The 22,644-nt window shown below is 61.5% G+C and carries 23 protein-coding genes; 9 read left to right on the top strand and 14 right to left on the bottom strand.

Features of this window, described 5'->3' with window-relative positions; translation table 11 throughout:
* Positions 1-71: 71 nt before the first annotated feature.
* The 6 genes from hemA (at position 72) to GIW04_RS00530 (ending at position 5,437) form a co-directional block, all read left to right on the top strand.
* Positions 72-1,361, top strand: a complete 1,290-nt coding sequence (gene hemA, locus GIW04_RS00555; RefSeq protein ID WP_003188356.1) for a glutamyl-tRNA reductase — start codon at positions 72-74, stop codon at positions 1,359-1,361.
* Positions 1,358-2,440, top strand: coding sequence for a peptide chain release factor 1 (gene prfA / locus GIW04_RS00550; protein ID WP_003188358.1), 1,083 nt, complete (start codon positions 1,358-1,360; stop codon positions 2,438-2,440). The genes hemA and prfA overlap by 4 nt, the downstream gene beginning before the upstream one ends.
* Positions 2,441-3,271 carry a peptide chain release factor N(5)-glutamine methyltransferase gene (gene prmC / locus GIW04_RS00545; protein ID WP_003188360.1) on the top strand — a complete coding sequence of 277 codons (831 nt, stop codon included), beginning with the start codon at positions 2,441-2,443 and terminating at the stop codon, positions 3,269-3,271. It begins immediately after the preceding gene.
* Positions 3,265-4,020, top strand: coding sequence for a molybdopterin-synthase adenylyltransferase MoeB (locus tag GIW04_RS00540; protein WP_003188361.1), 756 nt, complete (start codon positions 3,265-3,267; stop codon positions 4,018-4,020). The genes prmC and GIW04_RS00540 overlap by 7 nt, the downstream gene beginning before the upstream one ends.
* Positions 4,013-4,807: a glutamate racemase gene (murI, locus tag GIW04_RS00535; RefSeq protein ID WP_003188362.1), complete on the top strand. Its 795-nt coding sequence runs from the start codon at positions 4,013-4,015 to the stop codon at positions 4,805-4,807. Before GIW04_RS00540 ends, murI begins: the two co-directional genes overlap by 8 nt.
* Before the next feature lie 111 nt (positions 4,808-4,918).
* Positions 4,919-5,437, top strand: coding sequence for an acyloxyacyl hydrolase (locus GIW04_RS00530; RefSeq protein ID WP_014716838.1), 519 nt, complete (start codon positions 4,919-4,921; stop codon positions 5,435-5,437).
* A 108-nt stretch (positions 5,438-5,545) separates the two neighbouring features.
* On the opposite strand, the gene GIW04_RS00525 is transcribed toward GIW04_RS00530, so the two are convergent.
* From GIW04_RS00525 to GIW04_RS00470, 12 genes are all read right to left on the bottom strand, one after another.
* Positions 5,546-5,848 (bottom strand): YkgJ family cysteine cluster protein, encoded by a 303-nt coding sequence (locus GIW04_RS00525; RefSeq protein ID WP_003188364.1) that lies wholly within the window; start codon positions 5,846-5,848, stop codon positions 5,546-5,548.
* 54 nt (positions 5,849-5,902) lie between these two features.
* Entirely contained in the window at positions 5,903-6,394 is a 492-nt protein-coding gene (locus GIW04_RS00520) for a DUF2878 domain-containing protein (protein ID WP_120249106.1), read from the bottom strand.
* The gene (locus tag GIW04_RS00515) at positions 6,387-7,658 is read right to left on the bottom strand and encodes an SAM-dependent methyltransferase (RefSeq protein ID WP_020302482.1); all 1,272 of its coding nucleotides are present in this window, start codon (positions 7,656-7,658) and stop codon (positions 6,387-6,389) included. The genes GIW04_RS00520 and GIW04_RS00515 overlap by 8 nt, the downstream gene beginning before the upstream one ends.
* On the bottom strand, positions 7,645-8,454 hold the full coding sequence (locus GIW04_RS00510; RefSeq protein ID WP_003188369.1) for a DUF1365 domain-containing protein: 810 nt from the start codon (positions 8,452-8,454) through the stop codon (positions 7,645-7,647). The genes GIW04_RS00515 and GIW04_RS00510 overlap by 14 nt, the downstream gene beginning before the upstream one ends.
* Positions 8,451-9,698, bottom strand: a complete 1,248-nt coding sequence (locus GIW04_RS00505) for an NAD(P)/FAD-dependent oxidoreductase (RefSeq protein ID WP_120249105.1) — start codon at positions 9,696-9,698, stop codon at positions 8,451-8,453. The genes GIW04_RS00510 and GIW04_RS00505 overlap by 4 nt, the downstream gene beginning before the upstream one ends.
* Complete coding sequence (locus GIW04_RS00500) at positions 9,695-10,477, bottom strand: SDR family NAD(P)-dependent oxidoreductase (protein ID WP_120249104.1); 783 nt, start codon at positions 10,475-10,477, stop codon at positions 9,695-9,697. The genes GIW04_RS00505 and GIW04_RS00500 overlap by 4 nt, the downstream gene beginning before the upstream one ends.
* Positions 10,474-10,896, bottom strand: a complete 423-nt coding sequence (locus GIW04_RS00495) for a nuclear transport factor 2 family protein (RefSeq protein ID WP_003188374.1) — start codon at positions 10,894-10,896, stop codon at positions 10,474-10,476. Before GIW04_RS00495 ends, GIW04_RS00500 begins: the two co-directional genes overlap by 4 nt.
* Positions 10,889-12,331, bottom strand: coding sequence for a deoxyribodipyrimidine photo-lyase (gene phrB / locus GIW04_RS00490; RefSeq protein WP_057710694.1), 1,443 nt, complete (start codon positions 12,329-12,331; stop codon positions 10,889-10,891). The genes GIW04_RS00495 and phrB overlap by 8 nt, the downstream gene beginning before the upstream one ends.
* Entirely contained in the window at positions 12,332-13,261 is a 930-nt protein-coding gene (locus GIW04_RS00485) for a MerR family transcriptional regulator (protein WP_032893648.1), read from the bottom strand.
* Between the two features lie 3 nt (positions 13,262-13,264).
* Positions 13,265-14,224, bottom strand: coding sequence for a YbgA family protein (locus GIW04_RS00480; protein ID WP_120249103.1), 960 nt, complete (start codon positions 14,222-14,224; stop codon positions 13,265-13,267).
* A gap of 112 nt (positions 14,225-14,336) precedes the next feature.
* Positions 14,337-14,552, bottom strand: a complete 216-nt coding sequence (locus GIW04_RS00475) for a TIGR02450 family Trp-rich protein (protein WP_003188381.1) — start codon at positions 14,550-14,552, stop codon at positions 14,337-14,339.
* Positions 14,549-15,535, bottom strand: a complete 987-nt coding sequence (locus GIW04_RS00470) for an NAD(P)/FAD-dependent oxidoreductase (RefSeq protein ID WP_014716849.1) — start codon at positions 15,533-15,535, stop codon at positions 14,549-14,551. The genes GIW04_RS00475 and GIW04_RS00470 overlap by 4 nt, the downstream gene beginning before the upstream one ends.
* A gap of 212 nt (positions 15,536-15,747) precedes the next feature.
* On the opposite strand from GIW04_RS00470, the gene GIW04_RS00465 reads away from it, so the two are divergent.
* Together GIW04_RS00465 and hemH are read left to right on the top strand one after the other, a co-directional pair.
* A complete protein-coding gene (locus GIW04_RS00465; protein WP_034134402.1) occupies positions 15,748-16,647 on the top strand; it encodes a TIGR01777 family oxidoreductase in 900 nt (299 codons plus the stop codon).
* A 14-nt stretch (positions 16,648-16,661) separates the two neighbouring features.
* Entirely contained in the window at positions 16,662-17,687 is a 1,026-nt protein-coding gene (gene hemH / locus GIW04_RS00460) for a ferrochelatase (RefSeq protein ID WP_120249102.1), read from the top strand.
* Between the two features lie 516 nt (positions 17,688-18,203).
* On the opposite strand, the gene GIW04_RS00455 is transcribed toward hemH, so the two are convergent.
* Positions 18,204-20,300, bottom strand: a complete 2,097-nt coding sequence (locus tag GIW04_RS00455) for a TonB-dependent siderophore receptor (protein WP_120249100.1) — start codon at positions 20,298-20,300, stop codon at positions 18,204-18,206.
* 112 nt (positions 20,301-20,412) lie between these two features.
* Positions 20,413-21,573, bottom strand: a complete 1,161-nt coding sequence (gene algW / locus GIW04_RS00450; RefSeq protein WP_003188388.1) for a Do family serine endopeptidase AlgW — start codon at positions 21,571-21,573, stop codon at positions 20,413-20,415.
* A 101-nt stretch (positions 21,574-21,674) separates the two neighbouring features.
* On the opposite strand from algW, the gene GIW04_RS00445 reads away from it, so the two are divergent.
* On the top strand, positions 21,675-22,433 hold the full coding sequence (locus GIW04_RS00445) for a Nif3-like dinuclear metal center hexameric protein (protein WP_003188389.1): 759 nt from the start codon (positions 21,675-21,677) through the stop codon (positions 22,431-22,433).
* Positions 22,434-22,644: the final 211 nt, after the last annotated feature.

The raw sequence follows: 22,644 nt of genomic DNA, 5'->3' as shown, positions 1-22,644 counted from the left end.
ACGACGGTGGTTGTTCTGGATCTTTCGAAGTAGGACAATTGTCGGCTTCCCGACATCATCAGCGATATTGAATGGCCTTCCTCGCACTCGGTATTAACCACAAGACTGCCTCCGTAGACGTGCGCGAGCGCGTGGCGTTTACGCCAGAGCAGTTGGTTGAGGCCCTGCAGCAGCTCTGCCGGCTCACCGACAGCCGCGAAGCTGCGATCCTTTCGACCTGCAATCGCAGCGAGCTCTATATAGAGCAGGAACATCTCTCGGCGGATGTGGTGCTGCGCTGGCTGGCCGATTATCACCATTTGAGCCTCGATGACCTGCGCGCCAGCGCTTATGTGCATGAAGAGGATGCGGCAGTTCGTCACATGATGCGCGTGGCGGCTGGTCTCGACTCGCTGGTATTGGGCGAACCGCAGATCCTCGGCCAGATGAAGTCCGCCTACGCCGTGGCGCGCGAGGCCGGCACCGTCGGCCCGTTGCTGGGCCGCCTGTTCCAGGCCACCTTCAATTCCGCCAAGCAAGTGCGCACCGATACGGCCATCGGCGAAAACCCGGTGTCCGTGGCCTTTGCCGCCGTGAGCCTGGCCAAGCAGATCTTCAGCGACTTGCAGCGCAGCCAGGCCCTGCTGATCGGCGCCGGGGAAACCATTACCCTGGTGGCCCGTCACCTGCACGACCTTGGCGTGAAGCGTATTGTGGTTGCCAACCGCACCCTGGAGCGCGCCAGCATTCTGGCCGAGCAGTTCGGTGCGCATGCGGTGCTGCTGTCGGACATTCCCGCTGAACTGGTACGCAGTGATATCGTCATCAGTTCCACCGCCAGCCAATTGCCGATTCTGGGCAAGGGCGCGGTCGAGAGCGCGTTGAAGCTTCGCAAGCACAAGCCGATCTTCATGGTGGATATCGCCGTTCCTCGGGATATCGAGCCCGAAGTCGGCGAGTTGGACGACGTTTACCTCTATAGCGTCGATGATCTGCATGAAGTGGTCGCTGAAAACCTCAAGAGTCGTCAGGGTGCCGCCCAGGCCGCCGAGGAAATGGTCAGCACCGGCGCCGAAGATTTCATGGTGCGCCTGCGTGAACTGGCGGCAGTGGATGTGCTCAAGGCGTATCGTCAGCAGGGTGAACGCCTGCGTGATGAAGAGTTGCTCAAGGCCCAGCGCATGCTGGCCAACGGCAGCGGCGCCGAAGAGGTGCTGATGCAATTGGCCCGTGGCCTGACCAACAAGCTGCTTCACGCCCCTAGCGTTCAGTTGAAAAAGCTTACCGCCGAAGGCCGCCTCGATGCGCTGGCCATGGCCCAGGAACTCTTTGCCCTCGGTGAGGGCGCGTCAGACAGCTCTTCGGATAAAAAACCGCAATGAAAGCGTCACTGCTCAATAAACTGGACGTGCTCCAGGACCGTTTCGAAGAACTGACCGCCTTGCTCGGCGATGGCGAGGTCATTTCCGATCAAACCAAATTCCGTGCTTATTCTAAGGAATACGCCGAAGTTGAGCCCATTGTGGCCACCTATAAAAACCTACTGAAAGTCCAGGCCGACCTTGAAGGCGCCCAGGCCCTGCTCAAGGACAGCGACCCGGACATGCGCGAAATGGCCGTGGAGGAAGTCCGCGAAGCCAAGGAAAAACTCGCTGAGCTTGAGGGTGATCTGCAACGCATGTTGCTGCCCAAGGACCCTAACGACGGGCGCAACGTGTTCCTTGAAATCCGTGCCGGCACCGGTGGCGACGAGGCGGCGATTTTCTCCGGCGACCTGTTCCGCATGTATTCGCGCTATGCCGAGCGTCGCGGCTGGCGCGTGGAGATCCTCTCCGAGAACGAGGGCGAGCACGGCGGCTATAAGGAAGTCATCGCCCGGGTTGAAGGCGACAACGTCTACGGCAAGCTGAAGTTCGAGTCCGGTGCGCACCGCGTACAGCGGGTGCCGGCCACCGAATCCCAAGGCCGTATCCACACCTCGGCGTGCACCGTCGCCGTGTTGCCTGAGCCGGACGAGCAGGAAGCCATCGAGATCAACCCGGCGGATTTGCGCGTCGACACCTACCGCTCATCCGGCGCGGGTGGCCAGCACGTTAACAAGACCGACTCGGCGATCCGTATCACTCACTTGCCGTCGGGCATTGTGGTGGAGTGCCAGGAAGAACGTTCCCAGCACAAGAACCGTGCGCGGGCCATGTCCTGGTTGTCGGCCAAGTTGAACGACCAGCAGACCAGCGCCGCGGCCAACGCGATTGCCAGCGAACGCAAGCTGCTGGTGGGCTCCGGCGACCGCTCCGAGCGTATCCGCACCTACAACTTTGCCCAGGGCCGGGTTACCGACCATCGGGTCAACCTCACCCTGTACTCCCTCGACGAAATCCTTGCCGGTGGCGTGGATGCGGTGATCGAGCCGTTGCTCGCCGAATACCAGGCCGATCAACTGGCGGCGATAGGTGACTAAATGACCATCATTGCCAGCCTGCTGCGCGCCGCTGACCTGCCCGACTCGCCGACAGCGCGCCTGGACGTGGAGTTGCTGCTGGCCGCTGCCCTGGGTAAATCGCGCAGCTACCTGCATACCTGGCCGGAAAAGATCGTCAGCAGCGAAGATGCCCTGACGTTTGCCAGCTACCTGCAGCGCCGCCGCAGCGGCGAGCCGGTGGCGTATATCCTCGGCCAACAAGGTTTCTGGAAACTCGACCTTGAAGTGGCGCCGCACACCCTGATCCCGCGCCCGGAAACCGAACTGCTGGTGGAGGCCGCCCTGGAATTGCTGCCCGCCACGCCCGCCCAGGTTCTGGACCTGGGCACCGGCAGCGGCGCCATCGCCTTGGCCTTGGCCAGCGAGCGCCCGGCCTGGCAGGTCACGGCGGTCGACCGCGTGCTGGAGGCCGTGGCCCTGGCCGAGCGCAATCGCCAACGCCTGCACCTTCATAACGCCACGGTGCTGAGCAGCCATTGGTTCAGCGCCCTGCAAGGCCATCGCTTCGACCTGATTATCAGCAACCCGCCCTACATTGCCGACAATGACCCGCACCTGGTGGCCGGCGATGTGCGCTTCGAACCGGCCAGTGCGCTGGTGGCGGGGCACGATGGCCTGGACGATTTGCGCTTGATCATTGCAGAGTCTCCTGCCCACCTGAACGACGGCGGCTGGCTGTTGCTCGAACACGGTTACGACCAGGCCCAGGCCGTGCGCGACTTGTTGCTGAACCAGGGCTTTGAAGGCGTACACAGCCGCATCGACCTCGGCGGTCACGAACGCATCACTTTGGGACGCCGCCCGTGCTGACCGACCAGGAGCTGTTGCGCTATAGCCGGCAGATTCTGTTGCAGCATGTCGACATCGAAGGCCAATTACGCCTGAAACAGAGCCGCGCGTTGATCGTCGGCCTGGGTGGCCTGGGCGCTCCGGTGGCGCTTTACCTGGCCGCTGCCGGTGTGGGCGAGTTGCACCTGGCGGACTTTGACACGGTCGATTTGACCAACCTGCAACGCCAGATCATCCATGACACTGACAGCGTGGGGCAGACCAAGGTCGATTCGGCCATGGGGCGCTTGAGGGCGATCAACCCTGACGTCACCTTGGTCGCCCATCGTGCTGCGCTGGATGCCGACTCGCTGGCCGCTGCGGTCAACGCAGTGGACCTGGTGCTCGATTGCAGCGACAACTTCTCTACCCGCGAGGCGGTCAACGCGGCCTGCGTAACCGCTGGCAAACCGTTGATCAGTGGCGCGGCCATTCGCCTTGAGGGGCAATTGTCGGTATTCGATTCCCGTCGCGCCGACAGCCCCTGTTACCACTGTTTGTATGGGCACGGCAGCGACACTGAACTGACCTGCAGCGAAGCCGGCGTCGTCGGGCCGTTGGTGGGGGTGGTTGGCAGCCTGCAAGCGTTGGAAGCCTTGAAACTGCTGGCCGGTTTTGGTGAGCCGTTGGTGGGGCGCCTATTGTTGATCGATGCGCTGACCACGCGTTTTCGTGAGTTGCGCGTCAAGCGCGACCCTGGCTGCAGCGTCTGCGGAACACAACATGGTTAAGGGCGCGCCTATCGGTGTGTTCGATTCCGGCATCGGCGGCCTCACGGTGCTGGAAGAAATTCAGCAATTATTGCCCCGCGAGTCACTGCTGTACGTGGCTGACTGCGGGCACATTCCCTATGGCGAGAAAACCCCGGCGTTCATTCTCGAGCGTTCTCGCTCGGTCGCTGAGTTTTTCCGCGAGCGGGGCGCCAAGGCGTTCGTGATTGCCTGTAACACGGCAACCGTCGCCGCCGTCGCCGATTTGCGCCAGGACTACCCCGACTGGCCATTGGTCGGCATGGAGCCTGCGGTCAAACCTGCTGCTGCTGCCACGCGCAGCGGTGTGGTGGGTGTGCTTGCCACCACCGGCACCCTGCAAAGCGCCAAGTTCGCCGCCTTGCTCGATCGCTTCGCCACCGATGTGCGAGTGATTACCCAGCCGTGCCCAGGCCTGGTGGAGTTGATTGAAGCTGGCGACCTGAATAGCCCCGCCTTGAGCGCCCTGCTGCAAGGCTATATCGAGCCGCTGCTCAGCGCTGGTTGCGACACCATCATCCTGGGTTGTACTCACTATCCTTTCCTCAAGCCACTCCTGGCGCAGATGTTGCCCCCCAGCATCATCCTCATTGATACCGGCGCCGCCGTGGCGCGCCAGCTCAAGCGCTTGCTCGGTGAGCGCGACCTGCTGGCCGTTGGCGAACCTGAACCTGCACAGTTCTGGACCAGCGGCGATCGGTGTCACCTAAGAAATATCCTACCGACACTTTGGAAACATCCTGGAGTTGTGCGAAGCTTTGGCTCGTGAAAATTTCGTGAAATAACACTGAAAAAAGCTGAACTTCCGGCTATGCGTCGGCTTCTATAGCCCGTTAGCCTGTACATAACCCAATTATTCCGTTTGCAAAGGACGTTTCACATGAAGCGCTTGTTCTGTTTGGCTGCGATTGCGGCCGCTATGTTGGGACACTCTGTTTCAGCCCAGGCCGCCGGCCTGGAGTTCGGCTTGGGCAGCACCAGCGATTCGACGCTGACCTACCGCCTGGGCCTGACCTCCGATTGGGACAAAAGCTGGATGCAGAGCAATGTCGGCCGACTGACCGGCTACTGGAGCGGCGCCTATACCTATTGGGAAGGGGATGACCGTGCGGGCGCCAGCAGCCTGTCGTTCTCGCCGGTATTTGTGTATGAGTTTGCCGGCGAGTCGGTCAAGCCCTACATCGAAGCCGGTATCGGCGTGGCGTTGTTCTCTCGCACTCGGCTGGAAGACAACAACATCGGCCAGTCCTTCCAGTTCGAAGACCGCCTGGGTTTCGGCCTGCGGTTCAACGGCGGGCATGAAGTGGGCATTCGTGCCACGCATTATTCCAACGCCGGCATCAGCAGCAATAACGATGGGGTAGAGAGCTACTCGCTGCACTACACCATGCCGTTGTAATGCACTGTAGGAGCGAGCTTGCTCGCGAAGAACCTCAACGATAACGCAGCGAATCAGGTTTAACGCGGCGTTCTCAGGTTTTTCGCGAGCAAGCTCGCTCCTACAGAATCAGCGGTAGGCCGTGGTAATGCCTTCACGCTCTTCAAGGCATTCCGGCGCCCCCATCTCGAACTCCCGGCAAATCAGCGGCCGCAGCTCATAAATCGTGCACATCATCGTGTCGCGGTCCAACGCTGCGCACCAGCCGTCGTCCAGGCGCAGCATCACCTCACCGCCCCAATCGTCGGTATCGATAAAGCGTTGCGGCACGCCAGTGTCGGTGATCAGCATGACTTCCAGCTGGCAGCAACAGGCCGCGCACGTCGAGCAGGTGACGGGTTCGGTGATTTGAATGTGAGGGATGTTGGTCATAGGCGCGCAGTGTAAGGCAAGTGCGCTAGACGCGTATGAATGCTCGGACGGGCGTCAATGCTCCAGCCTCTGCGCAATCCTGTGCAACAGCGGAAAGAGCATGGCCCATAACAGCGCCAGGCCGATCAGTGTTGGGATGGTGCCGTACCCAAAACTCACACCCGCCAATTGGCTGCCGGCGTAATAAGACAACGGCCCGCCCACCGCGCCTAGCAGGCTGGCCAGCCACCAGGGCTGTGCGCTCCAGGCCAGGCAATGCAGCAAGGTGGTGGCCAGCAAGGCCCATAACAGTATCAGCCACAGCGGAATCAATGGCCCCGGTGTATTGAACTCAAACACGCCCAGCCCGCGCAGTGCCGTATCGACCAGGGTGCCCAGCACCGTCACGGCCAGAATCACTTGCCCCTCTCTGGTCCATGAACTTATCCACAGAAGATGGACGCCCAGCGCCGCGATACCAATCAGCAGCCAACGGCTATCGCCGCCGAGCACGCAGACAAACCAGCCGCACTGAAACAGCACGGCATTGGCCAGGGGTTTAAGCACTGAAACGCCCGAGCAGCGGTGGATTGATCGCCGCCGGTTTGGCCAGCAGCAACTGTGCGGTGCCGATGGTGCGCTCCATAAAGCCGCCTTCGCAGTAGCACAGGTAAAACTCCCACAGGCGCAAGAAGTACTCGTCATAACCCAGTTCCGCAAGACGGCCATGGGCGCGGCGAAAATTCTCATGCCACAGGCGTAGGGTACGGGCGTAGTGCAGGCCGAAGTCTTCCATGTGCAGCAGGTTCATGTCGGTGTCGCGGCTGACGATTTGCAGCATGTTTTGCACACAAGGCAGCGCGCCGCCGGGGAAGATGTAGCGCTGGATAAAGTCGACGCTACGCTTGGCCTGTTCAAAGCGCTGTTCACGTATGGTGATGGCTTGCAGCAGCATCAAGCCGTCGGGCTTGAGCAACTGGGCACATTGTTTGAAATAGGTGGGCAGGAAACGATGGCCCACCGCTTCAATCATTTCGATCGACACCAGTTTGTCGTACTCACCGGTGAGGTCGCGATAATCGCTCAGCAGCACCGTCACTTGGTCTTGCAGGCCCAGCGCCTCAATACGCTGCGCGGTGTAGGCGAACTGTTCCTTGGACAGGGTCGTGGTGGTGACCCGACAACCGTAATGCTGCGCCGCATACAACGCCATGCTGCCCCAGCCGGTGCCGATTTCCAGTAGATGGTCGCTGGGCTTAAGCGCCAGTTTCTGGCAGATGCGCGCCAACTTGTTCAGTTGTGCCTGTTCCAGGGTGTCATCGGGGGTCAGGAACTGCGCCGCCGAGTACATCATCGTGGGATCGAGAAATTCTTCGAACAGGTCGTTGCCCAGGTCGTAATGGGCGGCGATGTTTTTTTGCGAGCCTTTGCGTGTGTTGCGGTTGAGCCAGTGCAGGCCCTGAGTGAACGGCCGGGCCAGGCGAGCCAAGCCACCCTCCATGGCGTCGAGCACCTCCAGGTTGCTGACCATCACACGCACCACGGCGGTGAGGTCGGGACTGGTCCAATAACCATGGATAAACGCTTCGCCGGCGCCGATCGAGCCATTGGCCGCCACCAGCCCCCATACCGCCGCGTCGAGAATCTGGATCTCGCCCAGCAGGTGCGCTTCCCGTGCGCCGAAGACTTGCCGCTCGCCATCCTCGATGATCACCAACTGGCCGTGGCGCAATTGGCTGAGCTGGCGCAACACGCCTTTGCGCAATAGCGCAGCGGTCATGCCGTTGACGTTCAGGCGGTTAGCCTTGACCGATAAGCTAGGGGATTTCATGGCGGCGATCCTTGGTATACCCGACTGCGGTGCGAGAGGCGCCATCGGCGGCCTGGTGGGAAAAAATCGGTGTGCGTTTGAGCAGCAGGCGCAAAGCTTGCCAATAGATTGCAAGGCCGGTCTTGGCGGTCATCCAGGGAAAGCGCCACAAATAGCGATGCAGGCTGGCGCGGCTCAGTGCCTGTTTTTCCAGGCTCAAGGTGGCATCGAAGACTTTTTGTGTGCCTTGCCAATCGGCCATGTGCACGCCGAGCCTGGCGGCGGGTGGGCTGAAACTCATGCGGTATTCCAGGCCGCGAGGCAAAAACGGCGACACATGGAAGGCCTTGGCCACGGCGAAGTGCTGGTGCTCATCGGCGCCCAGTGCCTGGGCGGGCAGCACGTAGTGATAGCGCTCGCGCCATGGGGTGTTGGTCACTTCACACAGGATCGCGGCCAGTTGCCCGTCAGCCTCGAAGCAGTAGAAGAAACTCACCGGGTTAAAAGCCAGGCCCCAACTGCGGGCCTGGGTCAGCAGGCAGATAGCGCCCTGGGGTGTTTGCCCCAGGGCCTTGCCGACTTCCTGGCGCACGGCATCGCTCAGGCTCATGCCGTGGCGCGTGAATTCACGCAGGTAATCCTGCTGGCGGAAACCGAAAGGCGCCAGGCGACCCGTGCCGGCCAGCGGCGAAAGCCCCAGTACTTCATCCTCTTCACTGAGGTCCAGGTACAACAGGCCGATGCGGTAGCGAAAGGCGTGGGCCTTGGGCGTAAACCGGCGATGGGCGATCCAGCCGCTGTACAAGGCGCTGTTCACAGGGTTTCCCCAAAAGCCTGGGCCACGCGCAGGGCGCTGACCACGCCATCTTCGTGAAAGCCGTTGGCCCAGTAGGCCCCGCAGTAAAAGGTATTGCGCACGCCGTTCACTTCTTCCCAGCGTGCCTGCGCCGCCACTGCGGCCAGGCTGTATTGCGGATGCGCGTAGGTGTAGCGCGCCAGGATCTTCAGCGGGTTGATCATCGGCGTCTGGTTGAGGCTGACGCAAAAGGTAGTGGCGCTGTCGATGCCTTGCAGGATGTTCATGTCATAGGTGACGGCGGCCTGTTGTTGCACGTTGCCCGTCAGCCGATAGTTCCAGCTGGCCCAGGCCAGTTTGCGGTCGGGCAGCAGGCGTGTGTCGGTGTGCAGCACCACGTCGTTGTCGGCGTAGGGCAGGGCACCGAGGATCTGCTGTTCGGCCTGGCTGGGGTCGTCGAGCAAGGCCAGGGCCTGATCGCTGTGGCAGGCGAACACCACGCGGTCGAAGGTTTCGCTGCCGGCCGGGCTGTGGATAACTACACCTTCGTCGCTGCGTTGCACTTTATGCACAGGGCAATTGAGCCGTATCTGTTCGCGAAAGCTGCGGGTCAGCGGTTCGATATAACAGCTGGAGCCGCCTTCGATCACACACCATTGCGGGCGGTTGCTCACCGAGAGCAAGCCGTGGTTCTTGAAGAAGCGCACAAAAAAATGCAGGGGGAACTTGAGCATATCGGCCAGGGACATCGACCAGATAGCCGCGCCCATCGGCACGACGTAATGCCGGATAAACCTGGGGCCATAGCCGCCGGCGGTGAGGTAATCGCCCAGGGTCATGTCGGCGCTGATGCGCTGCTCCTGCAAGTCCAGCGGCGCCTGGCGATTGAAGCGCAGGATATCGCGCAGCATGCCCCAGAACCCCGGCGACAGAATATTGCAGCGCTGGGCAAACAGACTATTGAGGTTGTTGCCGTTGTACTCAAAGCCGGTGCTTTGGTCGCACACCGAAAAGCTCATCTCGGTGGGTTTGAACCTGACCCCGATTTGCTCCAGCAAGCGGATGAAATTCGGGTAGGTCCAGTCGTTGAACACAATGAAGCCCGTGTCCACCGCATAGCTTTTGCCGTCGACCGTCACGTTGGCCGTGTGGGTATGCCCGCCAATGCAGTCACTGGCCTCGAACAGCGTAATGTCGTGGCGACGGCTGAGCAGGTAGGCGCTGGTCAGCCCGGCGATGCCGCTGCCGATAATGGCGATCTTCACAGGTCGTCCTTCTTCGGTGGCGGGCTGCGCAGCATGCGTTTGCCGATGATCAGTTGCGCGCGGTTGGGCAGCTTCGACAGCGGCCACAAGGTGGCAATGAACAGGGCCGGAAAGGCGATTTCCAGCGGGCGTTTTTCCAGCTTGGCGAAGATGTGTTTCGCGGCTTTGTCGGCCGGCCAGCTCAGGGGCATCGGGAAATCATTGCGCTCGGTCAGCGGCGTGTCGACGAAGCCTGGGCTGATCACGGTGACATCGATGTTTTCTGGCGACAGGCCAATACGCAGGGATTCGAACAAGTAACGCAGGCCGGCCTTGGACGCGCCGTAGGCTTCGGCGCGAGGCATGGGCAGGTAGGTCACGGCACTGGCCACGCCCACCAGATGCGGGGTACGCCCGGCGCGCAACAGCGGCAGCGCGGCCTCGATGCAATAACTGCTCGCCAGCAGGTTGGTACGCACCACGTGCTCGATGATCGAGGCGTCAAATTGCCGGGCGTCGACGTATTCACAAGTGCCGGCGTTGAGGATCACCGTGTCCAGCGAACCCCAGACCTCGATGATACGCTCACCGATCTCGCGCACGGTCTGGCTGTTGGTCAGGTCGCCGGCCACCACCAGCACCTGGCCTGGATATCGAACGGCGAGGGCATCCAGCGGGCCTTGGGTGCGGGAACTGAGGGCCACGTGGGCGCCGCTGTCGAGCAACTCCACGGCCAGCGCCGCACCGATACCACTGCTGGCGCCGGTCAGCCAATAACGACGGGGCGGTGTAAGGCTCATCCCATTCTCCTTTTCAGCCAACGAATAACGCGACCCAGTAGGGGGACATGTTCATAGAGCAGGGCGCCGGCATCGAAATAGTCGCGATGGCGGTAAACCTTGTCGTGCCACATCAAATGGGAACAGCCTGGCACCTCGATCACCTGGCCGCCGGCCAGGCGTGGGTGACGAAAACGCATCGTCCAGCGCAGGTAGCCCTCGCCTTCGGCCACGGTATCGAAGCCGTGGAAGTCAAAATTCAGCTCGCTGACGTTGCTGTACAAGTCGGCAAAGTAACGCCGCAACGCTGGCAGGCCCTGGACTTCATGCAGGGGGTCGGCAAAGGCGACGTCCTCGCTGTACAGGCTGCCGAGCAGGTGCAGGTTGTGCTTGTCCAGCGTGGCGAAGGTGTGGGCGAACTGGCGCAGGAAGTCACTCATGTTCGGCCATCTCCTGACGCGAAGGTAGCCGGCGAAATGCGGCCAAGGCGCGCTCGCGAGACTGTTTCAAATCGACGATGGCACGCGGGTAATCCGCCACCCCGAACAGGCCGCCAGCCGCTTCGGGGTTGTGCACTTGTTTTTTATTCAGCGCGGCCAGTTCCGGGAGCCAGCGTTTGATGAACACGCCGTCGCCGTCGAATTTTTCCGATTGGCTCAGTGGGCTGAATATCCGGAAATACGGCGCCGAGTCGGTGCCGGTGGACGAACTCCACTGCCAGCCGCCATTGTTGGCCGCCAGATCACCGTCGATCAGGTGGCGCATAAAGAAGCGCTCGCCTTCGCGCCAGTCGATTAGCAGGTTTTTGGTCAAGAACATCGCCACCACCATGCGCAGGCGGTTGTGCATCCAGCCGGTTTCCAGCAGTTGGCGCATGGCCGCGTCGATGATCGGCAAGCCGGTGCGCGCCTGTTGCCAGGCGGCCAGGTCTTCGGGCGCCTTGCGCCAGGCCAGCGCTTCGGTTTCCGGGCGGAACGCGCGGTGGCGGGAAACCCGTGGGTAGCCGACCAGGATGTGTTTGTAGAACTCGCGCCACAGCAGCTCGTTGATCCAGGTGATGGCGCCGATGTCGCCGCTTTCGAACTCGCCCTGGTTGGTTTGCAGCGCGGCGTGCAAGCACTGGCGCGGCGAAACCACACCGGCGGCCAGGTAGGCAGAAAGCTGACTGGTGCCGGGCTTGGCCGGGAAGTCGCGTTCGTCCTTGTAATAGCTGATCTGCTGATCGGCGAAGGCATCGAGGCGACGGCGCGCTTCGTCTTCGCCAGCGGGCCAGAGGGCACGCAAGGTTTCGCTGGGTGTTGGGAACCCTTCGACTGCCGTCGGCACAGGGTCGCTCGTCACGCCAGGTTCGGCCTGGGCCTTTGGCGTCGGCACCACGCGGGGCAGGGCGCTGTGCAGGCGGCTGTAGCAGACCTTGCGGAACTGGCTGAACACCTGAAAGTAGGTGCCGGTCTTGGTCAGCACGCTGCCCGGCTGGAAAAACAGTTGGTCCAGGTAGCTGTGGAAGGTCACGCCGTCAGCTTCCAGGGCCTGGGCCACGGCGCTGTCGCGGCGGCTCTCGTGAATGCCGTATTCCTCGTTGACGTGTACCGACTCCACCGACAGCTCGCGGCACAGTTGGCTCAGCACCGTCGGCGCCTGGTCCCAGGTCGCGGCGTGGCGGATTAACAGCGGGATGTTGAGGTTGCCCAGTGCCTGGCTCAGGTGCTGCAAGTTGCGCAGCCAGAAATCGACTTTGCACGGCGCGTCATCATGCGCCTGCCATTGCTCGGGCGTGATCAGGTAAACAGCCGCGACGGGGCCACGCTGGCTCGCGGCCGCCAGGGCAGTGTTGTCGTGCAGGCGCAAGTCGGTGCGCAGCCAGATCAGATGCATTCAGACAATTCCACGCTGGATCAATAATTGATGGGCCGACAACAGGTCCTCGGCCACGGACAACTCAGGGATGTCCTGGGTTAATACGCCCAACTCGGCGTGGTGGATGCACACCGTTGGTCCGGCAATCACCGTGGGGCAACTAATGCCGCCCAACAGTTTGCTGAGTGCCGGCACCTGCAGGGCCTTGCTCGAATACAGCAGCACCGCACGCGGTTGCAGGTGTTCCACCGCCAGGGCCAGTTCGCCGACCGGCAGCGGCCAATCGAACACTTCCACCGGACAATCGGCACTGCTGGCCAGCCAGGCGCTGAGCCACAGGTGGGGTTCCAGGGGCAGGTCGGAATGATTGACCAGCAACAGCGGCGCGCCGTGGAGTTGACGATTGTTGTGATAGATCCGTGCGCCAAACTTGCTGCGCAGCCAGGACAGGAAGAACACCCGCTCCATCTGCGCGCCGAACTGGCCCTGCCAGCGCTGTTCCAGCTCGTTGAGCAGCGGCAGCATCAATTGCTCGCACAGGGTGCGCGGCGGGTACAGCGCCATGGCCTGGTTGAACGCGTCATCGACCCGGCGCTCGGCCAGTTCACTGATGGCACTCACCAAATGCTGGCGCAGGCTCTGCCACTCGTTTTCCATCGGCTCCGGGCTGCCTTGGGCGGAGTCGATCAGCCCTTTGACCTGGCTGACCGGCACGCCGCGATTGAGCCAGGTGAGAATGGCCTGGATGCGTTGCACATGTTCGGCGCTGAACAACCGATGCCCTTTGGGCGTGCGCTGGGGCACGATAAGGCCGTAGCGACGCTCCCACGCGCGCAGCGTCACCGCATTCACGCCGGTCTGGCGCGCCACCTCGCGGATCGGTAGCCAGCCGTTTTCCAGGGCCAGGGCGAGGTCTTCGCCGGGTTCGTCGAGCAGGGCAGGTTTCATGGGTTAGATCGCATTACGCAGGCTGAGGTTTTCCGGGTGCGGTTGCAGGTAGGCCTGCTGCGCGATGTAGCGGTCCGGGTGTTGGCGAAAGTGGTGCTTGAGCAGGGTCAGCGGCACCACCAGTGGCACGATGCCGTGGCGGTATTGGCCGATGACGGTCTGCATTTCCTGTTTGTCATCGGCACTGATGGCCTGCTTGAGGTAGCCACTGATGTGTTGCAGCACATTGGTATGGGTACCGCGAGTCGCGCATTTTTTCAGGCCCGCCATCAGTTCGCTGAAATAGCCGTCGGCCAACGCTGGCAGGTCAATGCCTTTGCCCATGCTGCCGAGCAAGTGGCCCAGGCTTTTGTAATGCGCCGGGCTGTGGGCCATCAGCAGGTACTTGTAGCGCGAGTGAAACGTCAGCAAGCGGTGACGGGTAAGCCCGTCGGCCATTAGTTGCTGCCAACTGGCGTACACGAATACGCGGGTGAGGAAGTTTTCCCGCAGCACCGGGTCGTTCAGACGACCGTCTTCTTCCACCGGCAGGTTAGGGTGACGCGCACAAAACGCCTGGGCGTAAATACCGCGCCCGCCACCGTCGACGGGCGTGCCGTTGTCGCGGTAGACCTTGACCCGCTCCAGTCCGCACGACGGTGACTTTTGCATGAAGATGTAGCCGCACAGGTCGGTATGTTCCCGGGCCATTTGCTGGCCGTAGTCGTCCAGTGGCTGAGTGACATTGAGCGCAGGGTTTACGCTGCCCACGGCCTGCGGTTGGTTGGGGTCACCGACCAGGCGGATCGCTTGCCGAGGAATGCCCAGGCCGATGGCAACTTCAGGACACAGCGGGACAAAATCGAAATAGTCACTGAGGGTCTGGCTGCATAGCAGGGACTGTTTATGACCGCCATTGAAGCGCACGTTCTCACCCAGAAGGCAGGCGCTGATGGCGATCTTCGGTTTCACATGGCTGGACATAAGCAAACCTCTGCAAGAATCCTGTACAAGCTACAAAGCTTGTACAACTAAATCTCATCATAGGCTCGATGTTGTACAAGTCAAATAATTTGTACAGGTTTGTGCGGCCGCGTTATTTCCAGCCGATTTTCCAGTCCTCAGCGTTTTTCAACGTCTCCCAGGGCAGGCGTTCAGCGCGCCGGGTGAGGATGGCTTGCAGTTCGATGTCCAGCACCGTGCCCTCTTCGTCACGGAACAACTCGGTGACCAGGAAGTGTTTTTCCTTGTGGCGAGGATGAGCTGCCGTCCATTTTGACAGCAGCAGTTTGGCGGGGTTGATGCGGTTCATTGCAGGTGCTCGATCAAGCGTCGTGCCGCTTCCTGGCCACTGAGCCAGGCACCTTCCACCCGACCGGACAGGCACCAGTCGCCGCAAACGAACAAGCCCAGGTCGGCGTCGGCCAGCACACCGAACTCATGGCTGCTGGAGGGGCGTGCGTAGAGCCAGCGATGCGCCAGGCTGAATGACGGCGCGGGCATGGCGCTGTGCAGCAATTCGGCAAAGGCGCCGTGCAGGTGTTCGATCACCGCCTCCTTGGGCAGGTCCAGGTGGGCCTTGCTCCAGGCGCTGGTGGCGTGCAGCACCCAGGTGTCGAGGGTGGTATCGCGCCCGGGCTTGCTGCGGTTGCGCGCCAGCCAGTCGAGGGGGCTGTCTTGCACGAAGCAGCCCTCCATCGGCGTATCCAGGGGCTTGTCGAACGCCAGGGCGATGGCCCAGGTCGGGTCCATTTTCACCCCGGCGGCGGCGCTCGCCAGCTTGGGCGCGGCGGCCAGCAGGGCGGTGGCTTGGGGCGCCGGCGTGGCAATGATCACGTGACTGAAAGGGCCGTGATTGCCGCCGTCCGCGTCGAGCAGGTTCCAATGCTGCGTGCCCTGGAAGACTTCGGTGATGCGGCAACCGAACTCCACCGGCAAGTCGTCGAGCAGGGCGCGAGTGATGGCGCTCATGCGCGGCGTGCCCACCCAGCGGATCTGCTCATCGGGGGACGGCGTCAATTGCCCGGACTTGAAGTTATACAGCTGGGGCTTCCACTGCTCGGCCCAGCCGTTGCTCTGCCAGCGCTGCACTTCGTTGACGAAGCGCCGGTCGCGGGCGGTGAAATATTGCGCGCCCATGTCCAGCGCGCCGGCGTCGCTGCGCTTGCTGGACATGCGGCCACCGCTGCCGCGGCTTTTATCGAAAAGTTGTACTGCGTGCCCGGCGTCTTGTAACGCTCGGGCGGCGGAGAGACCGGCGATGCCGGTACCAATGATCGCGATGGGAACAGTCATGGGAGGCCTCGTTTTACCGTTGGGTACAGACTACGCCGACACCAATAGCTGTACAATATTGTTTTTTGGTATAAGTTTTGGCGTGCCTGATTGTGTGGCGTGACCTATGGTTAAGCTAAGGCTTAAACCCCCGTCACGCTCCATTATCAAATTGATCCCTGCTTATAAAATAGACCAGTGAGCGGCGGCGAACGTTACATGAGGAGAGTCCCATGCATATTTTGCTGACCGGCGGTACCGGCTTGATCGGTCGCCAACTCTGCAAGCACTGGCTCGCACAAGGCCATCGCCTGACGGTGTGGAGCCGGCAACCGGAAACGGTCGCCCAGGTGTGTGGTGCGCAGGTGCTCGGGGTGGCGCGTTTGCAAGAGGTGATTGGCGCGGTGGACGCGGTAGTCAACCTGGCAGGCGCGCCTATCGCCGACCGGCCTTGGACCCACAAGCGCAAGGCGTTGCTGTGGAGCAGTCGCATTCACCTCACCGAAACCTTGCTGGCCTGGATGGAAAGTCTGGAGCAGAAACCGGCGGTGCTGATCTCCGGTTCTGCGGTGGGTTGGTACGGCGACGGCGGCGAGCGCGAACTGACCGAAGCCAGCGGCCCGGTGCTGGATGACTTCCCCAGCCAGTTGTGTATCGCCTGGGAGGAAACCGCCCAGCGTGCCGAAGCCTTGGGCATTCGTGTGGTGCTGGTGCGTACGGGGTTGGTGCTGTCTGCCGAGGGCGGCTTTTTGTCGCGCCTGCTGCTGCCGTTCAAACTGGCGCTGGGCGGGCCGATTGGCAATGGGCGGCAGTGGATGCCCTGGGTGCATATCAAGGATCAAATCGCCCTGATTGATTTTCTTCTGCACAAGCAAGACGCCAACGGTCCTTATAATGCCTGCGCGCCACACCCGGTGCGCAACCGCGAATTTGCCAAGACCCTGGGCCAGGTGCTGCACCGCCCGGCGTTCATGCCGATGCCGGCATTTGCGTTGAAGGTTGGCCTGGGTGAGTTGTCCGGCTTGTTGCTGGGCGGGCAAAAGGCTTTGCCTGAACGGCTGCAGGCCGCAGGTTTCACTTTCCAGTTCACTGAGTTGCGTGCGGCTCTGGACGACTTGTCCAGCCGCCTCTAAAGATAGGATGTTGCATGACCGATCACGCGTTGTTACTGGTCAACCTGGGTTCGCCAAAGTCCACTTCAGTGGCCGATGTGCGCAGCTACCTCAATCAGTTCCTGATGGACCCTTATGTGATCGACTTGCCGTGGCCGGTGCGGCGCTTGCTGGTGTCGCTGATCCTGATCAAGCGCCCCGAGCAATCGGCCCATGCCTATGCGTCGATCTGGTGGGACGAGGGTTCGCCGTTGGTGGTTTTAAGCCGCCGCCTGCAACAGCGGATGACCGCGCAGTGGACCCAGGGCCCGGTGGAACTGGCGATGCGTTATGGCGAGCCGTCCCTGGAAACGGTCCTGACACGCCTGGCCGCCCAGGGTATTCAAAAAATCACACTGGCGCCGTTGTACCCGCAGTTTGCCGACAGCACCGTCACCACGGTGATAGAGGAAGCCAAGCGAGTGGTGCGCGACAAGCAACTGAATGTGCAGTTTTCGATCCTGCAACCGTTCTACGATCAGCCCGAATACCTGGATGCGCTGGCGGCGAGTGTGCGCTCTTATGTAGAGCAGGATTACGATCACTTGCTGCTCAGTTTCCATGGTTTGCCTGAGCGTCACCTGACCAAGCTTGACCCTACTGGCCAGCACTGCTTCAAGGACGCCGATTGCTGCAAGAACGCATTCCCCGAGGTGCTTGCCACCTGTTATCGCGCGCAGTGCTTCAGCGTGGCGCGGGACGTGGCCGCGCGGTTGGGTTTGCCGGAGGGTAAATGGTCGGTGGCGTTCCAGTCCCGCCTGGGCCGGGCCAAGTGGATCGAACCCTACACCGAGGCGCGCCTTGAGGCATTGGCCCAGCAAGGCGTGAAGAAGCTGCTGGTGATGTGCCCGGCGTTTGTCGCCGATTGCATTGAGACGTTGGAGGAAATTGGTGATCGCGGTCGCGAGCAATTTTGTGAAGCGGGGGGGGAGGAGTTGGTGTTGGTGCCTTGTCTGAATGATGAGCCGCAGTGGGCGGCGGCGCTTAATACACTGTGCGAGCGGGCGCCGGTTGCCTTGTAATCGAGGCCTGGGGTGATCCAATTGTGGGAGCTGGCTTGCCTGCGATGGCGGCCTGCCAACCGACGCTTCTCTACCTGACCCCCCGCGATCAACCTGTGGGGGCTTGCTCGCGAAGGCGGCCTGGCAGTCAACACAGTTGGATAGTGACAGTTGGATAGTGTACATATCCATTGCTGCGGTAACGGCCACCTAGGGTTCCGCTCTGACAGCGGGTCACTTTTGGAAGGACCCAAAAGTAACCAAAAGGTCCTCGCCCCACCACTCGGCACCTCGCCTAGGCTCGGTGTGCCCGAACGCAGGCTTGAATCCGTGGGCCGCCGCCACGCGCCATCCATGGCGCGGGGCGGCTAACCCGGCGTCCTGCCGGGTTACCCACGAATTCAAGCCTGCGTTCGGCCAGCGTGGTTTGACGGGGCGCCTGAGATCAAAAGCAGATCAAGATCAAGAGCGGCTCGCTTCGCATCGTGGTTACCTATGGCTATCGCAGGCAAGCCAGCTCTCACAATTTGACTGTATTTACAGATTAAGGGTCAGGCTAACCGTGAAGTTGCGCGGCTCGCCGGGGTTGACCCAATAGTTGCTGTAGGACCGCTCGTAGTACTTTTCATTGAACAGGTTGTTGAGGTTCAGCCCCACCGTCACGTTCTGCGTAGCCTTGTAGTGGGCCAGCAAATCCACGGTGTGGTAGGCGGGCAGTTCGAAGCCTGTGCCGGCTTCGCCTGAGCGGTCACCTACATAGGTGAACGCTGCGCCCAGGTCTGAGCCACGTAACGCGCCGTCCTGGAATTCATACACGCCCAACACACTGCCGCTGCGCTTGGCCACGCCGAGAATGCGGCTGCCCGTAGGAATGGTTTTGTCGCCCTTGGTCACTTCGGCGTCGATGTAGGCCAAGGCGCCGATCACGCGCACGGCGTCGGTCACTTGCCCGGTTACTTGCAGGTCGAACCCCTGGCTGCGGGCCTTGCCCATGGCGCGGTTGAGGTTGGTCGCCGGGTCCAGGGTGAGTACGTTTTCCTTTTCGATATGAAAAGCCGCAAGCGTGGTGCTGAGGCGGTCGTCAAACAGCTCGCTCTTGATCCCAACCTCATACCCCACGCCTTCTTCGGGCTTGAAGGACTTGCCGCCGGCATCCAGGCCGCTATTGGGCTTGAACGAGGTGGAGGCGTTGGCAAATACGCCGACTTCTGGCGTGAGCTGGTAGAGCAGGCCGGCGCGCTGGGTGAAGGCGTCGTGGGTTTGGCGGCTCTTGGCGTGGTTGCGGGCGAAGTTGTCGGTGCTTTGTTCGAAGTGCTCGAAGCGCGCACCGATCATGCCGCGCAGGCGGTCGGTGAAGATGATCTGGTCTTGCAGGTTCAGTGCGTGGCTTTTGGTCTGTTCGAAGATGTCGGTGCCGGAGCGCTCACCATTGGGTTTAGGCTGGCCGTAGACGGGGTTGTAAATATCGATGGGGTAACGACTGCCGCCAATGGTGGTGACGCGTTCTTTTTTGCGGTAATCCTCATATTCAGCGCCCACCAGCAATTCGTGCTGCCAAGTGCCAATATCGAACAAGCCTCTGAGTTCAAGTTGGGTGATGCTGTCGTGCCAACCTGTGGAGCGTTCCCGGTAGCGGCGGTCGATGGTGTGACCGTTGGTATTCAATGCGCGATTTTCCGAAGCATCGCCCCACAGGCTGCCCTGCTTGTAATGACTGGCCAGGCGCAGTTTCCAGGCGTCGTTGAGGTGGTGTTCCAATGCCGCCTGGATGCGATTGTTGTGGTTGCGGATATTGCCGTCGTTGGGCTCGCCGAGGAAGGTGGAATGGGACATGCCGGTATTGGCGACGATGCCTCGGTCGAAGGTGGAGCTGTGACGCACGAACTCGCTTTCCACCAGCAGGGTGGTGTCCGGGTCCAACTGCCAACTGAAGGAGGGCGCGACGAACACGCGCTTGGCGTCGACGTGATCGCGAAAGCTGTGGTTGTCTTCAACGGCCAGATTCACCCGCGTCAGCACACGCCCCTCGCTGTCCAGCGGCGTATTCACATCCAGCGCCGTGCGGTAGCGGTCCCAACTGCCGGCGCTGGTCTGCAGCGTGGTGAAGGCCTCGGGCTGGGGTTTCTTGGTGACGATATTCACCGTGCCGCCGGGATCGCCACGCCCATAAAGGCTGGCGGCGGGGCCCTTGAGCACCTCAATGCGTTCGATATTCGCCGCGTCCGGGGTACTGGGGTAACCGCGGTTGGCGCTGAAACCATCCTGGTAGAACTCGGACGTGGTGAAGCCGCGCACGCTGTATTCGTAGAGGGTCAGGCCGCCGAAGTTGTTTTGCTTGGACACACCGCCGGCGAATTCCAGGGCGCGCTCCACGCTGGTACTGCCCAGGTCTTTGAGTACCGTGGCCGGAATCACGCTGATCGATTGCGGGATGTCGCGCAACGCCGTGTCGGTCTTGGTCGCACTGGCAGAGCGGGTGGCACGGTAGCCGTCGACCGGGCCGGTGGCGGATTCATAGGCGTCGGAAGTGACGCTGATGGTGTCCAGTTCCAGGGTGTTTTCGTCGGCGTAGGCAGGGTCGAGCAGCAAACCCAGGGCCAGGCCGGCCAAGGGCACAAACTTTCGAGACGGCATGATAGAGCGTTCCAATAGCGATATTGAAACAATATAACATGCCTAATGAGAATGAATCGCTAAGAAATATGGCCTTACAAGCGCCCGTGAACGGGCGCTTGGGTCGCGACGGTTATTGCTCTTCTTTCACTGGCGCGGTCGCCGGTGGTGGGCGCAGGCCGATTTCCGCCGACAGTTTGATCTCCTTGCCGTTGCGCATCACCAGGATCGCCACCTTGTCGGTCGGCTTGATCCGAGCCACCTGGTTCATCGACTTGCGGCCATCACCCGCCGGGGCGCCGTCGATGCTGAGGATCACATCGCCCAGTTGCAGGCCGGCCTTCTGCGCCGGGCCGTCGCGGAAGATCCCCGCTACCACGATGCCTGGACGCCCGGTCAGGCCGAATGATTCGGCCAGTTCCTTGGTCAAGGGCTGTACTTCAATGCCCAGCCAGCCGCGAATCACCTGGCCGTGCTCGATGATCGACTTCATCACTTCCATCGCCAGCTTCACCGGGATCGCAAACCCAATGCCCTGTGAACCGCCGGACTTGGAAAAAATCGCGGTGTTGATGCCGGTCAGGTTGCCATTGGCGTCCACCAGCGCACCGCCTGAGTTGCCGGGGTTGATCGCCGCGTCGGTCTGGATGAAATCTTCGTAGCTGTTAAGGCCCAGCTGGTTGCGCCCGGTGGCGCTGATGATGCCCATGGTCACCGTCTGGCCCACCCCGAACGGGTTGCCGATGGCCAGCGCCACATCGCCCACGCGCAAACCGTCGGAGCGGCCGAGGGTGATGGCCGGTAGGTTCTTCAGATCAATCTTGAGTACCGCCAGATCCGTTTCCGGGTCGCTGCCCACCACGCGGGCCAGGGTTTCGCGGCCGTCACGCAGGGCCACCACGATCTGGTCGGCGCCGGTGGTCACGTGGTTGTTGGTGAGGATGTAGCCCTCGGGGCTCATGATCACACCGGAGCCGAGGCTGGATTCCATGCGGCGCTGCTTGGGGCCGTTGTCACCGAAATAGCGGCGAAATTGCGGGTCTTCAAACAACGGATGCGCGGGCTTGTTGATGACCTTGGTGGTGTACAGGTTGACCACCGCCGGCGCGGCAATGACCACGGCATCGGCATAGGTCACCGGGCCCTGCACCACCGTGTTGGTCTGCGGCGCCTGTTGCAGGTTCACATCCAGTGTGGGCAGGCCCACCCACTGGGGATAACGCTGGATAATCAGCATCGCGATCAGCACGCCAGCCAACAATGGCCATCCAAAAAAACGCAGTGCCTTGAGCATCAAGTAAGTCCTGACAGGTTGCAGGGGGCGCGAGAGCGCCCATAATGTCGCGCATTATACGAGGCTGCGACGCCTGCGAACGGGATATTTAGGAGTCTTTTATGGCCGTGCCCCTTACTACCCTCGTCGAGGAAGCCGACCGCTACCTCGGCAGCGCCAAAATTGCCGATTACTGCCCCAATGGCCTGCAGGTCGAGGGGCGGCCCCAAGTGATGCGCATCGTCAGCGGCGTGACCGCCAGCCAAGCGCTGCTGGACGCCGCCGTCGAGGCCAAGGCCGACCTGGTGCTGGTGCACCATGGTTACTTCTGGAAGGGCGAAAACCCCTGCATCACCGGCATGAAGCAGCGCCGCCTCAAAACCCTGCTCAAGCATGACATCAGCCTGCTGGCCTACCACTTGCCCCTGGACCTGCACGCCGATGTCGGCAACAACGTGCAACTGGCTCGCCACCTGGACATCACCGTCGAAGGCCCGCTGGACCCTGGCAACCCCAAAGTCGTCGGCCTGGTCGGCTCCCTGGCCGAGCCCCTGTCACCCCGCGACTTCGCCCGCCGCGTGCAGGACGTGATGGGCCGCGAACCGCTGCTGATCGAAGGCAGCGAGATGATTCGCCGCGTCGGCTGGTGTACCGGTGGCGGCCAGGGCTATATCGACCAGGCGATTGCCGCCGGTGTCGATTTGTACCTGAGCGGTGAAGCGTCCGAACAGACCTTCCACAGCGCCCGGGAAAACGACATCAGCTTCATCGCCGCCGGCCATCACGCTACCGAACGTTATGGCGTGCAGGCATTAGGCGACTACCTGGCGCGGCGCTTTGCCCTGGAGCACCTATTCATCGACTGCCCCAACCCGATCTAAAGCACAGCACTGAACACTGTGGGAGCTGGCTTGCCTTAATGCCAGTCAGTTAAGCGTGCATCGCCCTCTGTAGGAGCGAGCTTGCTCGCGAAAAACCGCAACGATAACGCGTGCTTCCTGAATGAACGCGGCGCCTATGAGTTTTTCGCGAGCAAGCTCGCTCCTACAAAAGCCTTAACTGACTGGCATTATGGCTTGCCTGCGATGGCAT

It is taken from the genome of Pseudomonas sp. PA-4-8C (assembly GCF_021606625.1).
Lineage (GTDB): Bacteria > Pseudomonadota > Gammaproteobacteria > Pseudomonadales > Pseudomonadaceae > Aquipseudomonas > Aquipseudomonas lactis.
Note: the sequence above shows the minus strand (reverse complement) of the source record. Positions and strands in the feature narration are given on the sequence as shown.